Source organism: Luteimonas sp. A482, assembly GCF_054072655.1.
Map to the genome: position 1 here is coordinate 1,734,472 of NZ_JBSVRO010000001.1, position 13,123 is coordinate 1,747,594.

General features: G+C 68.9%; 14 protein-coding genes. 10 read left to right on the forward strand and 4 right to left on the reverse strand.

Annotated features, from left to right (window positions below):
- Positions 1 to 76 precede the first annotated feature (76 nt).
- A complete protein-coding gene (locus ACW5DW_RS07700; RefSeq protein ID WP_457018172.1) occupies positions 77 to 1,381 on the forward strand; it encodes a PQQ-dependent sugar dehydrogenase in 1,305 nt (434 codons plus the stop codon).
- A 91-nt stretch (positions 1,382 to 1,472) separates the two neighbouring features.
- Positions 1,473 to 2,384, forward strand: coding sequence for an acyltransferase (locus ACW5DW_RS07705; RefSeq protein ID WP_457018174.1), 912 nt, complete (start codon positions 1,473 to 1,475; stop codon positions 2,382 to 2,384).
- 36 nt (positions 2,385 to 2,420) lie between these two features.
- On the opposite strand, the gene ACW5DW_RS07710 is transcribed toward ACW5DW_RS07705, so the two are convergent.
- The 3 genes from ACW5DW_RS07710 to ACW5DW_RS07720 all read right to left on the reverse strand — a co-directional run bounded on the left by ACW5DW_RS07710 (position 2,421) and on the right by ACW5DW_RS07720 (position 4,203).
- On the reverse strand, positions 2,421 to 2,816 hold the full coding sequence (locus ACW5DW_RS07710) for a DUF3037 domain-containing protein (protein ID WP_457018175.1): 396 nt from the start codon (positions 2,814 to 2,816) through the stop codon (positions 2,421 to 2,423).
- Entirely contained in the window at positions 2,803 to 3,570 is a 768-nt protein-coding gene (locus ACW5DW_RS07715; protein WP_457018431.1) for a HipA family kinase, read from the reverse strand. Before ACW5DW_RS07715 ends, ACW5DW_RS07710 begins: the two co-directional genes overlap by 14 nt.
- Before the next feature lie 210 nt (positions 3,571 to 3,780).
- Positions 3,781 to 4,203 (reverse strand): YciI family protein, encoded by a 423-nt coding sequence (locus ACW5DW_RS07720; protein WP_457018176.1) that lies wholly within the window; start codon positions 4,201 to 4,203, stop codon positions 3,781 to 3,783.
- A 202-nt stretch (positions 4,204 to 4,405) separates the two neighbouring features.
- On the opposite strand from ACW5DW_RS07720, the gene ACW5DW_RS07725 reads away from it, so the two are divergent.
- The 6 genes from ACW5DW_RS07725 (at position 4,406) to ACW5DW_RS07750 (ending at position 9,134) form a co-directional block, all read left to right on the forward strand.
- Positions 4,406 to 5,167, forward strand: a complete 762-nt coding sequence (locus tag ACW5DW_RS07725) for a hypothetical protein (protein WP_457018177.1) — start codon at positions 4,406 to 4,408, stop codon at positions 5,165 to 5,167.
- A gap of 69 nt (positions 5,168 to 5,236) precedes the next feature.
- Positions 5,237 to 6,343 (forward strand): alkene reductase, encoded by a 1,107-nt coding sequence (locus tag ACW5DW_RS07730; protein ID WP_457018178.1) that lies wholly within the window; start codon positions 5,237 to 5,239, stop codon positions 6,341 to 6,343.
- Between the two features lie 63 nt (positions 6,344 to 6,406).
- The gene (locus ACW5DW_RS07735) at positions 6,407 to 6,877 is read left to right on the forward strand and encodes a DUF1456 family protein (RefSeq protein WP_457018179.1); all 471 of its coding nucleotides are present in this window, start codon (positions 6,407 to 6,409) and stop codon (positions 6,875 to 6,877) included.
- Between the two features lie 78 nt (positions 6,878 to 6,955).
- Positions 6,956 to 7,846 carry a pseudouridine synthase gene (locus ACW5DW_RS07740; RefSeq protein WP_457018180.1) on the forward strand — a complete coding sequence of 297 codons (891 nt, stop codon included), beginning with the start codon at positions 6,956 to 6,958 and terminating at the stop codon, positions 7,844 to 7,846.
- Between the two features lie 449 nt (positions 7,847 to 8,295).
- Entirely contained in the window at positions 8,296 to 8,529 is a 234-nt protein-coding gene (locus tag ACW5DW_RS07745) for a hypothetical protein (protein ID WP_457018181.1), read from the forward strand.
- Positions 8,530 to 8,744: 215 nt separating this feature from the next.
- The gene (locus tag ACW5DW_RS07750; protein ID WP_457018182.1) at positions 8,745 to 9,134 is read left to right on the forward strand and encodes a hypothetical protein; all 390 of its coding nucleotides are present in this window, start codon (positions 8,745 to 8,747) and stop codon (positions 9,132 to 9,134) included.
- A 78-nt stretch (positions 9,135 to 9,212) separates the two neighbouring features.
- Here the strand turns inward: ACW5DW_RS07750 and ACW5DW_RS07755 are convergent, their stop codons facing one another.
- Positions 9,213 to 10,004, reverse strand: a complete 792-nt coding sequence (locus ACW5DW_RS07755) for an alpha/beta fold hydrolase (protein ID WP_457018183.1) — start codon at positions 10,002 to 10,004, stop codon at positions 9,213 to 9,215.
- A gap of 288 nt (positions 10,005 to 10,292) precedes the next feature.
- Here ACW5DW_RS07755 and ACW5DW_RS07760 point away from each other — a divergent pair, with 288 nt between their 5' ends.
- Both ACW5DW_RS07760 and ACW5DW_RS07765 read left to right on the forward strand, forming a co-directional pair.
- Entirely contained in the window at positions 10,293 to 11,552 is a 1,260-nt protein-coding gene (locus ACW5DW_RS07760; protein WP_457018184.1) for an amidohydrolase, read from the forward strand.
- A gap of 219 nt (positions 11,553 to 11,771) precedes the next feature.
- Positions 11,772 to 12,794, forward strand: coding sequence for a histone deacetylase family protein (locus ACW5DW_RS07765; RefSeq protein WP_457018186.1), 1,023 nt, complete (start codon positions 11,772 to 11,774; stop codon positions 12,792 to 12,794).
- The last annotated feature ends 329 nt before the right edge of the window (positions 12,795 to 13,123 follow it).

Below are 13,123 nucleotides of genomic sequence, written 5' to 3' on the forward strand. Positions count from 1 at the left end.
CTCTCGCGAGAGCAGGCGTGACCGGAATACCGCGGTGCCCGATCATGGCGCAGCAGTCCATGCGAGGAACAACGACATGTCCGGCCTGCGCACCTGCCTGCTGATCTGCCTGTGGCTGCTGCCCGCACTGCCGGGCGTCGCGCGCGCGCGCCACGCGGTGCAGGACGCGGACTGCGATGGCTATCCGCGCCTGGCGATCGAGACCATGCGCGGCATGTGCGCGGGGCTGGTGCTTGGCCCGACCACGCAGGATCCGTCGCGCCCGCTGCATCTGCCGCGGTCGTTGCTGCAGCTCGATGCCGGAACCTGGCTGGTGACCGACCTGGGCGTGTGGGACGGGACGCGGGGCGCGGTGTGGCGGCTGCGCACCGTTGCTGGCCAGCCCGTCCAGGTGGAGCGGCTGCTCGAAGGACTGCATCTGCCACATGCGATCGCCAGTGGCCCGGATGGCCGGGTGTACGTCGGCGAGATGAGCCGGATCATCCGTTTCGACCCGCAGGCGGATGATCCGGCTGCGACCGTGCAGGAGGTGGTCGGCGGACTGCCCGACAATCGCCTGCACGACCACCGGCATCCGCTGTCGAAGTTCGTGTTCCTCCCCAACAACGACCTGCTGGTCAACGTGGGTGCGCCGAACGACCAGTGCACGGGTGCCGATGCACGCACCGCGTCCGGGCTGTGCGCGCACAGCGAAGGTGACGGCGATGCTGCAAGCCTGCGGCTTTACCGGCGCGGCGACGACGGCCACTGGACGTCTGACTACGAAGTGTTCGCGCGCGGGCTGCGCAATTCGCTGGCGCTGTCGGTGCACGTGTCTGGCACCGTGCTGCAGGCCGAGAACAGCTACGACTTCGACGCACGCTGGTCGCCCTTCGAGGAACTCAATATCATCGAGGCCGGTCGTCATTACGGCTGGCCGTACTGCGCCGACATTGCGCAGGCGACGCCAGCGTGGCGGGACAGAGACGCCTGGTGCCGCTCCGACGCGCACAGCGCGCCTGCGCTGTTGCTGCCGCCGCACGCCGCGCCGCTGGACATGCTGTGGTACGACGGCCCGATGTTCCCCGCGCTGCAGGGGCGGCTGCTGATGAGCTGGCATGGGCACCGTTCCGTTGGCGGACGCATCGCCAGTTTCGCGGTGGACGCGCGCGGCGTGCCGGTGCCCGATGCGCAGGCGCGCTTTCCGGTGTATGGCCAGGGTTCCCGCGCCTACGACGCAGGGCCGGCGGCGACGCCGGTGGTCCTGACGCCCGGCTGGGGCCTGCGCCGCGGCGTGCGCCCGCAAGGCTCGCCCGTGGGACTCGCCGTCGCCGACGATGGCGCCATCTGGGCCACGGACGACCGCGCCGGTCTTGTCATCCGTTTCGCCAGGGACGATTGAGGCACAAGCTATGGTGGTAAGGCCGTGGCCGTTTGCGGCCTTGCCGTGATCCAGTCGACCTTGGCTGTTACCCTTCGCATCCCCGCCAGCCATGCCCGCGCACCCGATGTCGTCACTACGCGCTGTACTGATCCTGTCCATCGTGGCGGCCAACACCGTGCTGCACGTGACGCCGCTGCTGCTGGTGGCGTTGCTGAAGGCATTGCTGCCGTTCCGGCACGTGCGGCGGGCCTGCAATTCGTTGCTGACCGGGATCGCCGAGAGCTGGATCGCGGTCAACACCTTCCTGGTCGACCGCCTCAGCGGTACGCGCTTCCATGTGACCGGTGCGGACGACCTGCAGGTCGACGGCCATTACCTGGTGCTGGCCAACCACCAGAGCTGGGTCGACATCGTGGTCCTGCAGAAGGTGCTCAACCGCCGCATCCCGCTGCTGCGCTTCTTCCTCAAACGGCAGCTGATCTGGGTGCCGCTGCTGGGCCTGGCGTGGTGGGCCCTGGATTTCCCGTTCATGGGTCGCCACACGCGGGCCCAGATCGCGAAGAACCCCGACCTCGGGCGGCGCGACATGGAGGCCACGCGGCTGGCCTGCGAAAAGTTCCGCGCGATTCCGGTCGCGGTGATGAATTTCGTCGAGGGCACGCGCTTCACGCCGGAGAAGCACGCGCGCCAGTCGTCGCCGTACCGCCACCTGCTCAAGCCGAAGGCGGGCGGGGTGGCCTACGTTCTCGATGCGATGGGCGACGCGCTGCACGGCATCCTGGACGTCACCATCGCCTATCCGGGTGGACGGCCGACGATGATCGACCTGATGGGGGGTCGTTTGCCGATGGTGCACGTGTCGGTACGCCAGCGCCCCCTGCCGCTCGATACTCCGGGCAGTGGCGATGGCGATGAGCGCGCAGCCCGCGCCCGCTTCCAGCGGTGGATGAACGGGCTCTGGCGGGAGAAGGACGAAGAGCTGGGGCGGTTGCTGGGGGATGGGCGCGGCAACGCGGGCTGAAGCGTGGTCGAGCCGCGCGTCGCCTCAGGCGCGGGCTCAGGCAGCGGGTAGCCGCACCATCCTGTCCATCAGGTGGTCGAGGATCGCATCGATGTCGCCGCAGCGACCCATGTGCACGGCCGAGGTCTGGATGATCGCGCTGCGCCGGGCAGTCAGCCAATGGAAGCGGGCACGCTGCGGCAGCAGGCCGATGGGGCCGGCGTCAGCGCCTCCCTCGCAGATGCGCTGGATGGCGCCAAGGTGTCGCCGGAGCGTGGCGAGATCCACGTGCGGATCAAGCGCGAGCAGGCGGGCCTCGTCGAGTTCGATCGCGGCTTCGAGGTACCGGGTCTGCTGGCAGGACACGATCACTCCCACGTTCATGAACTCGCCCCGTTCGACGCGCGGGACCACGCGGATCACCGCATAGTCGTAGCTGTCATGCGCGCGCACGTTGGGCCTCCTCGACGAAGGCATGCGGCAGCGCCAGGCGTTGCTGCAGGTACCCGGCATAGGCATCGCGCTGTTGCTGCGGGCTGCCGAAAGCGTCTGGGCCCTGCAGCCACGCATCCGGGACCAGCGCAACAATGTCCGCCAGTCGCGCGGGCGAGAGCAGTGGGCTGAGCGTCGCGTCGGCTTGCGCCAGCTCGCTGGCCAAAAGCAGCAGCACGTGGTCGCGGATTAGCGGGAAGGGCTTGCCGGCGCCGGAAGTGTCGCCATCCCAACCATGGTGGAAATACAGCGAAGCACCATGGTCGATCAGCTTCAGCGTGCCGTGCCAGACCAGCAGGTTGGGGTTGCGCGCGCTGCGGTCGACGTTGCTGGTGTAGGCGTCGAACCACACGATCTCCGAAGCCAGCCTAGCCGGTGGCTGCTCTGCCACCGGATCGAAGTTGGCCGCGCCCGGCAGGTAGTCGAGGGCCAGGTTGAGCCCGCCGCTCGCGCGGATGAGCTCCTGGATCTCGGGGTCGCCCTCGGTGCTGGCCAGCGCGACGTCCAGTTCCACGAACACGATTTCGGGAATCGGCAGGCCCAGCGCTCGCGCGATTTCCCCGGACACCAGCTCCGCTACCAGGGCTCGCGGCCCTTGCCCGGCGCCGCGAAACTTCACCACGTACATGTGGTCGTCGTCGGCTTCCATGATCGCCGGCATCGAGCCGCCCTCGCGCAGCGGCGTGACGTAGCGGGTGGCGGTGACGGTGCGCAGCATCGGGCAAGGATAGCGTCTGGCGCTGATGCACGACCATCGCCGCGGCTCCGGCACGGCCCGGGCCGATCGGCACCGGCCGCCACGCCAGACGACAGCGGGTCGTCATCAGCCCGGACTGATCCTCGCAAAGTTGGCCGGGTTGCGATCTGCCCGGCGGCCGCGCCCGGATGGCGGCCGCAGCGGGCCTGCCATCCACGTGGAGCGGATTCAGGCCACGCCAAGTTTTCCGCGCACGCCATCGGGCGTCGCATGTTCCTCCGGAGACAGCAGCTCCGCAAAGTCCGACATCTCGTAGAACGGCCGCAGCTCCAGTTCGCTCGGACCCGGCATGGGGTTGGGGCAGCGTTTCGCCCAGGCCACCGCTTCGTCCATGTCCTGCACCTCCCAGAGCCAGAACCCGGCAACAAGCTCGCGGGTTTCAGTGAACGGCCCGTCCATGACCGAGCGCCTCGGGCCATCGAACGCGATGCGCCGGGCCTGCGACGTGGGTTTGAGCCCGGCACCGGCCAGCATCACGCCTGCGCTGGCGAGTTCTTCATTGAACCGGCCCATCGCTTCGAGAGCCTCCGCCGTGGGCAGCAGGCCCTGTTCACTGTCCTCGGTAGCTTTCACGAACACCATCACGCGCATCGTGTGTCTCCTGGTCTGCATGGTGCCGGGCATCGGTCGCCTGTGGTGTGACGACGAAGCAGGGGGCTGCAGATCGACATCGGCGCGCGCGCAGGCGTCCGTGGCGATGGCCTTTGAGGTGGAGGCGCAGGCCCTCTGGGGATGGCAGCCCGAGCGCGGCGCAAGCGCAGCGTCTTCACCATTCGCCGCCTATCCTTCTGCCATGCAGAAACTTGCCGAAACCTTCTGGAATATCCGCGGCGTGCACCGGGTCGCGGGCGTGCTCGATGTGGGCACGCACATGTCGCTGGTGCGGCGCGACAATGGGCGGTTCGTGGTCATCGACGGCTGCCCCCTGGACGATGCAGCGCGCGGCGCGCTGCTGTCGCTCACCGGCAATGGCGAACGCGTGGATGCGGTGGTGCACGTACACCCGTTCCATACCCTGCACGTCGAGGCGACGCAGCGGCTGTTTCCGTCGGCTGCCCTGCACGGCACCGCGCGCCATCGCCGGCTGTTGCCTTCGCTTCCGTGGGCCGGCGCGCCGGTGGAGGAGTGGGGCGAGGACCACCCGCTTGCCGATGTGTTCGACCTTTCGGTGCCCGACGGGGTGGACTTCATCTGTCCCGACGAACGCGTGCATGTGGCGTCCGTCCTGATGCGCCATCGCCAGGCGGGCATCGTGCACGTGGACGACACGCTCAACGTGGTGACCCCGCCGCGATGGCTGCGACGGGTGCTTCCGCAATCCTCGCTGCGCATGCATCCATTGCTGTCGCGCGCGCTCAGGCCAGAGGCCGGTGCCGCGGATGCCTATGTTGCGTGGGCACGCGGGCTGGCTTCGCGCTGGGCCGACGTCCGCATCGTCTGCGCCGCGCATTCGGCGGTCCGCGAGTTGCTCGCAGGTGGCTTTGCGCAGGAGGTCGATGCGGCGCTGCATCGGGTCTCGCGCGCACTGGAACGCCACCGCGCGCGTCACGGCTGAATTTGCTACCCGGATTCGATGCGCGTACCGCAGCGCGTCCGTCCCATCCCACAATCATTTGGAGATCCCATGCATCCGCATCTGCTGGCACCGCTCAAGACCGGCTCCCTCATGCTGCCGAATCGTGTATTCATGGCGCCGCTCACCCGCTCGCGTGCTGGCCAGCCCGGCGACGTGCCAACCGCCATGAATGCCGAGTACTACGCACAGCGCGCCGACGCCGGACTGATCGTGTCGGAGGCCACGCCGATCTCGCCGCAGGGCCAGGGCTATGCCTGGACGCCGGGGATCCACACCGATGCGCAGGAAGCCGGCTGGAGGCTGGTGACCGACGCCGTCCATGTGCAGGGCGGACGCATCGCCGCGCAGCTCTGGCATGTGGGACGCATCTCGCATCCGCTGGTGCAGCCCGATGGTGCCGATCCGGTGGCGCCTTCGGCGATCGTCGCCAAAGGGGCGAAGTGCTTTGTCGTGCAGGCCGATGGCACGCCGGGCAACGTGCCCAGCGCGATGCCGCGCGCACTGGCGACCGACGAGATCCCGGGCATCGTCGCCGACTACGCGCAGGCGGCACGACGCGCCGACCGCGCCGGCTTCGACATGGTCGAGATCCACGCCGCCAACGGATACCTGCTGCAGCAGTTCCTGTCGACCAACAGCAATCGGCGCTGCGACGGCTATGGCGGTTCGCTGGAGAACCGCGCCCGCATCACCCTGGACGTGGCGGACGCGGTGATCGCCGAACTGGGCCCGGACCGCGTCGGCGTGCGGCTGTCGCCGCGATTCACCGGGCACGGCATCTCCGACGACGAACCCGAGGAGAGCGCCCTGTACCTGGCGCGGGAACTCGACCGGCGCGGCATCGCCTACCTGCATATCGCCGAGCCCGACTGGGCGGGCGGGCCCAAGCTCAGCGACCACTTCCGCGGCGCCCTGCGCGAGGCGTTTGCCGGCGTGCTGGTCTTCTGCGGCGGCTACAAGGCCGAAACCGCGGAAGCGCTGATCGCCTCGGGCATCGCCGATGCGGTGGCCTTCGGGCGGCCGTACCTGGCCAACCCGGACCTGGTCGAGCGCTTCCGCGTGGGTGCCGATCTCAACGAGCCGGATCCGTCGACGTTCTATGGCGGTGCCGAGCGCGGCTACACCGACTATCCCACGCTCGGGCAACTGGGCTGACGTTTCGCGCAGGCAGCGGGCAGTCGGTAGACTGCACCGCATTCCCACGCCGGTTCCGGTTCAATGATCACCAACGACGTCCTGCGCAGCCTCCGTTACATGCTCGATCTGAGCGACCAGAAGGTCGTCGATATCGCCCACCTGGCGGATCCGGCGTTCGCCCTGGAGCGCGAAGACGTGCGCGCGATGCTGCTGAAGGAAGAGGAACCGGGTTACCAGGCCTGCAGCGACGAGGCGCTGGCGCATGTGCTGGACGGGCTGATCGTGCATCTGCGCGGTCGCGAGGAGGGCAAGCCCGCGCGGCCGGTGGAGAAGCGCATCAGCAACAACGTGGTGCTGAAGAAGCTGCGGGTCGCATTCGAGCTGTCGGACCTGGACATGCACCAGGTGTTTGCCGACGCCGGCTTCCCGGTAACCAAGCCCGAGCTCTCGGCGCTGTTCCGGCAGGCCGGGCACCGCAACTTCCGCCTCGCCGGCGACCAGCTGCTGCGCAATTTCCTCAAGGGACTGACGCTGCGCCTGCGCGGCAGCTAGCGCCGCGCGAGTACTGGATTGCCGCGCATCACGACTCACGAGGAAACTCGGCAGGGCGCCCACGAGGAGGGCGGCGGCATGCAGGGATCGCTGCCGCCCAGCCGCCTGCAGCTTCCGCGCGGGCCCTGGACGACGGTGCTCGAGGCGTTGGCTGCGCACTTCCCCGGCGTGGACGAAACCACCTGGCGCAGTCGGTTCGCGCGTGGACGCGTGCTCGATGCGGAGGGGCGCGCGCTTGATGTATCGGCTGCATATCGCGCGGGCGCCGAGGTCCGCTATTTCCGCGAAGTGGCCGACGAGCCCGACATCCCCCTCGCCGAAGCCGTGCTGCATGCCGATGCGCACCTGGTGGTGGCCTGCAAGCCGCACTTCCTGCCGGTGGCGCCGACGGGTGCCTACGTGCGCGAGACGCTGCTGACCCGCCTGGTCCGCCGCTTCGACAATCCGGCGCTGGTCCCGCTGCACCGTATCGACCGCGACACCGCCGGCCTGGTGCTGTTCTCGGCGCATCCCGGCAGCCGCGCGCAATACCACGCGCTGTTCCGCGAGCGGCGCATCCGCAAGCACTACCTCGCGATCGCGCCGCCGCTGCCCGGGCTGGCGTTTCCGCATGTGCACCGCAGCCGGCTGGAGCGCGGCGAGCCGTTCTTCCGCATGCACGAAGTGCCTGGTGAGCCCAACAGCGAGACCGTGATCGAGGTGGTCGCGCGCGGCGAGGGCGCCTGGACCTATCGCCTGGAACCCGTCACCGGGCGCAAGCACCAGCTGCGCGTGCACATGGCGGCGCTGGGTGCGCCGATCCTGCACGATCGACTGTATCCGCTGCTGCAAGCGCAGGCGCCGGATGACCCGGGCCGCACACTGCGGCTGTTTGCCCATGCGCTGGCGTTCGAGGATCCGATCAGTGGGGAGCCGCGGCACTTCATGGCGGCACCGGGGTTCGATGCGGGGATGGGTGACGGGGCTTGAGGCATGGCCGACGGGGGCGTGCCGCGAGTGCGTCGTCAAGTTTGGTCTTTGGTATTACAACGAGGGAAGAAACCTCCCCTGTGTCATTTCGACCGAAGGGAGAAATCCGTCCCCCCTCAACGGTAGATCTCTCCCTTCGGTCGAGATGACAGGCTGAGGGGCAGACCGAGGGGCAGGCCGAGGGGCAGGCTGAGGGGCAGGCTGAGGGGCAGGGATATCGTGTGGGTGTGGGGCGCGGAGTGCGTGTGCTTGTCATTTCGACCAAAGGGAGAAATCTCAGGCTCGGGACAGCAGATCTCTCCCTCTGGTCGAGATGACAGGGTGAGCGAGCACGGGCACGCCGGGTGGTCGCGGCGCGGCACACTCGGCACGCAGCCGGCTACCCCCCCCTGCACGCGCCCTTGCGCCAGCAGCAGCCATGCTGCCGCCATCCAATAGGGAGGGATGCCATGTCCATCCAGCTGCAATGCCGCTGCAGGACGCTGCGCGGCGAGACCGATGCGCACGGCACATACGCAGGGGCGGCGTGCTACTGCAGCGACTGCCAAGCCTATGCGCACTGCTCGGGCACTCCGGGGCTGCTCGATGCGCGTGGCGGGACCGATATCGCGTTGTTGAACGCGCCCACGGGGCAGCCGGTGCCGCCGACTACCCCGGCAGGCCGTACAAGGCTGGCGTCGTGAGCACGCGCGGAGGCGATGTGCTGCGCGCCGCGCTCGTCGTGCTGGCACTGCTGCTGTCGGGTTGCCAGGGACAACAGGACGGGAAGGTGCCAGACGAGGTGCCAGCGTCCGCCACGAGCACGGCTTCATCCGCGCCGGATGAACAAGCGGCAGGCCCTGCGGCGGACCACGCCGGCCTGCCGGGGAATACTCGGCAAGCCTCGGCGGTTCGTGGAGTGACCACAGGCGGCGACGGCTCGGCAATTGAACTCGAAGCGCTGTCATCTTCCGACCTGGAGGCGCTCACGCTCGAGGGTGAACTGGCCTGCGGATTCAGCGTCGACGGCGACATGCTGCTGCTCGCCAGGGGCCACGTGGCATCGGACGACCCTGCGCGCGGCGTGGTCAAGCTGGGCGATCAAGTGGAGGCGGTGGCCGCGCCCGGCGGTTTCAACGCGATGCTGCGCGGCGCGCGCTTCCACGGCGCCGGCAAGATCATCGACATCGAGCCCACTGGACCGGCCTCCGGTGGCGGCGAATCACCGCCGAGCCCGGCGACCCTGACCTACCACCGCGCCGATGGTGCCAGGCGTACAGTCACGGGGCAGTGGCAGTGCGGACCCTGACCGCCGGCATTCCATTCGACGACCGCTGATTCCCGCGACCCTGGCTGCGAGGTGCGCAAGTAGCGTCTCCCGCCGCTTTCACTGATCGCCGTCGCCAGCATCGGCCGCTTGCGCGATCAGCGTCGCCACGCCGCGCGGGTCTTCCTGGTGGGCGACATGGCCACCGGGAAAGCTGTGGATGGCCCATCCACGTGCCTGCGCGTTCTGCCAGCTCTTGTCGGTCTTCGCCCGCTGTTCGACCGACTGGTCCGCCGGCACGAAGGCCACATAGGTGACCGGCAGCGCAAGCGCGGCGGGATTGCGATACGACACTGGCTGCTCGAAGCACTTGATCGAATGCTTGACGCTGTACGGCGGCTTGTCGCCCGGCTTCACCCACGGCACCTGCATGAAGCCGTCGCGGAAGCGGTCGGCGGGCATCGGTCCGCGGCTGCCGAACAGGTCCCAGATCGACTGGCCGTCCTCGGGCACGGCGGCGTCGAGGAACACCACGTGGCGCAGGCGTTCGGGGATCCGGTCCATCACGCCGGTAACCACCATGCCGCCGTAGCTGTGTCCGGTGAGCACGACGTCGTGCAAGTCCTCGAACAGGATCAGGTTGACGATGTCGTCGATGTGCGTCTGCAGGTCGACCTCGCTGCTGTTGAGGTGTTCGCGCTCGCCCAGGCCGGTGAGGGTGGGGCGGTACACGGTATGCCCGTCGTCGGTGAGGAACTGGCCGGTGCGCTTCCACTCCCAGCCGCCGGCGGTCGCGCCATGCACGAGGACGAAGGTCTGCTTTTCACCCGCCAGCGCAACCGGCATGACGAAGCATGCAAGGAACAGGGCGCCCAGCAGCAGGGCGATGGGGCGGAATGGCAGCTGTGTCATTGGTCGCTCGCGATGTCGGGAAAGGAGATGCGCAGGGCAGGTTGCCACGTCGGGGACGGCGCGGGGCGCGCAAACCGGCTGCGATTCCATATCCGTCCGCAGCGATGCCTGCCGGGAATCGGAACGGCCCGACGGACCCCGCGACCGGCCCGCTGATGACGGGCGGCGCGTGTGCGCGGCGGAAGGCGCGGGGAGGTTGCCGGGGTTGCGGCGCGCACGGACAGGAGCCGTCAACCCGTCGCCGTTGATGTTCTATGCTCCAGCCACCATCCGGTCGGAGGCATGGTGATGAACCCGCTGGTGAAAGCGCTCGAATCGCGCTTCAAGGCCATGGCCCCGGAGCTGCTGGCCATCTACGAAGACCTGCACCGCAACCCCGAGCTCTCCATGCGCGAAGAGCGCAGCGCAGGCATTGCCGCCGACTGGATAGAACGGCTCGGTTACGAGGTCAGCCGCGGCGTGGGCGTGACCGGCGTGGTCGGCGTGCTGCGCAACGGTGACGGCCCCACGGTGCTGCTGCGCGGCGACATGGATGCGCTGCCGATGGACGAGGACACCGGGCTGCCGTATTCCAGCCAGGTGCCCGGTGTGGCGCACAGCTGCGGGCACGACCTGCACATGGCCTGGCTGATGGGCGCGGCACGGCTGCTGGCCGAAGCGCGCGACGCCTGGCGCGGCACGCTGCTGGTGGTGTTCCAGCCCGGCGAGGAGACCGCCCAGGGCGCGCGCGCGATGGTCGAGGACTGGGACAAGGCCGGCCTGCCGCGTGCCGACGTGGTGCTGGGCCAGCACGTGATGGTGGGCGCGGCTGGCAGCGTGAGCTATCGGCCTGGGGTGATCCTGTCGGCGGGCGACAGCCTGCAGGTGCGGATGTTCGGCCGCGGCGCGCACGGCTCGCAGCCGCAGAACTCGGTCGACCCGGTGGTGATGGCGGCGTCCACCGTGCTGCGCCTGCAGACCATCGTCTCGCGCGAGGTCGCGCCGCTGGACAGCGCGGTGCTCACCGTGGGCTCGCTGCAGGCCGGCACCAAGGAGAACATCATTCCAGAAGAGGCCACGATCAAGCTCAACATGCGCACCTACGACGAGCGCGTGCGCGCGCACATGCTGGATGCGGTGCGCAGGATCTGCTGCGCCGAGGCGCATGCCTCGGCCGCGCTGAAGGAGCCGGAGTTCACCACGCTCAGCAGCTATCCACTGACCGAGAACGACCACGTCGCGACGGCGAAGGTGGTGGCCGCGTTCCACGCGCAGTTCGGCGATCGCGCCCGGGAAACCAGGCCCTCCGCCGCCAGCGAAGACTTCAGCATTTTCGGCCGCAGCTGGGGCGTGCCGTACGTGTTCTGGTTCGTCGGCGGCACCGATCCAGCCACGTACGAGCAACACCGGCAGGCTGGCACGGTGAAGGACATCCCCGACAACCACTCGCCGCGCTTCGCGCCGGTGCTCGACCCCACGCTCAGGACGGGCCTCGAGGCGATGCTGGCGGCGGCGTCGGCATGGCTGTGTGCACCGGACGCGGGCGATTCACCGGGAGATGCGGCATGAGCACGGTCGGCATCGCCGGCTCCGCGCCGGTCGGTCGAGCGCGGGCTGGAGGTGCAGCTTCCCGGCGAAGCCCGGCACCACCTTTCGCAGCCTGCAGGGCTGCGCGTGCGGGACGAAAACTTCACCCTGGCCCGCTTTCGCACCGCACTGGCCCGGTTCTGTCTTCGCAAAGTCGCGACGCTTGCGTAGCATCGACCGCCACGCCAGCGCGGAGCCGTCATGAAGATCGTCCACTCGCCCCTGCACCAGCGCCACGCCGGCGGGGTCGAACTCCATCGCGCCGAGCTGGTGCCAAGCTACGAGTGTCCCGAGCGCGCGGAGTACATCCGCGAAGCGCTGGTCGAGGCAGGGCATGCACTGGTGGGGCCACGTCCGTTCGCGGTCGATGTCCTGCTGGGCGTACACGAGGCGGGACTGGTGGAGTTCCTGCGCACCGCTTACGCACGCTGGCAGGCGGAAGGGCGCGGTGGATCGATGCTGCCCAGCGGCTTTCCGGCGCGCGGGCTGCGCCAGGACCGGGTGCCGACCGGTATCAACGGGGCGATGGGCTATTACGCCTTCGATGCAGGGACGCCGATCGTCGCCGGCACCTGGGATGCCGCGTTCGCCGCGGCGCAGTGCGCGCTCACGGCCGCCGAACTGGTGGCCGAAGGCGAGCGTGCGGCCTATGCGCTGTGCCGGCCGCCGGGGCACCACGCGGCGCGCGGCAGCTATGGCGGCTACAGCTATCTCAACAATGCGGCGCTGGCGGCACAGCGGCTGCGCGATCGCGGTTTCCAGCGCGTCGCGCTGCTGGATGTGGACTACCACCACGGCAACGGCAGCCAGGACATCTTCTGGGAGCGCGGCGACGTGCTGTTCGTCTCCATCCACGGGACGCCCGAAACCGAATACCCCTACTTCCTCGGCTATGCCGACGAACGCGGCGCGGGAGCGGGCGAGGGCGCCACACTCAACCTGCCGCTGCCGCGCGGCACCACCTGGGACGAATACGCGCAGGCGCTGGATACCGCGCTGCAGGCGGTAGCCACTTTCGGCGCGGACGCGCTGGTGGTGTCTCTGGGCGTGGACACCTACGAAGGCGATCCGATCAGCGCGTTCCGGCTCGGCGCCGCACATTTTCCGCAGCTGGGCGCGCGCATGGCGGCGCTGGGACTGCCCACCGTGCTGGTGCAGGAAGGCGGCTACGCGGTGAAGGAGATCGGGACCAACGTGGCCGGGGTGCTGGGCGCGTTCGGCTAGCGCCTGCGGGGATCGTCACCGCAGGCCGGATGCCGCTTTCCGGCCCCATGTTCGGGTTCGGTCGGGCTAGCCCATCATCGGATGGTAGTCGGCGGACCCGCAGACCTGGGCCGCTGGCGGGTGGAGTCGCGTCCCTCTGACTCCACCCCCTGGTGCTTTTGAGACAGGCTCTGCTCAGGCGGGTCCGAAGCGCTTGGTTTCGGTCTTCTCGCGCTTCTCGGCCTTCTTCTCCTTCATGGTCTTGGCCGGCTTCTTCTTCTGTTCCTTCTTCTGGTTCAGGCCCTTGCTCATTTCTTCTCCTGGCGCTCTGGCGCTGACTGCGGTGCAGT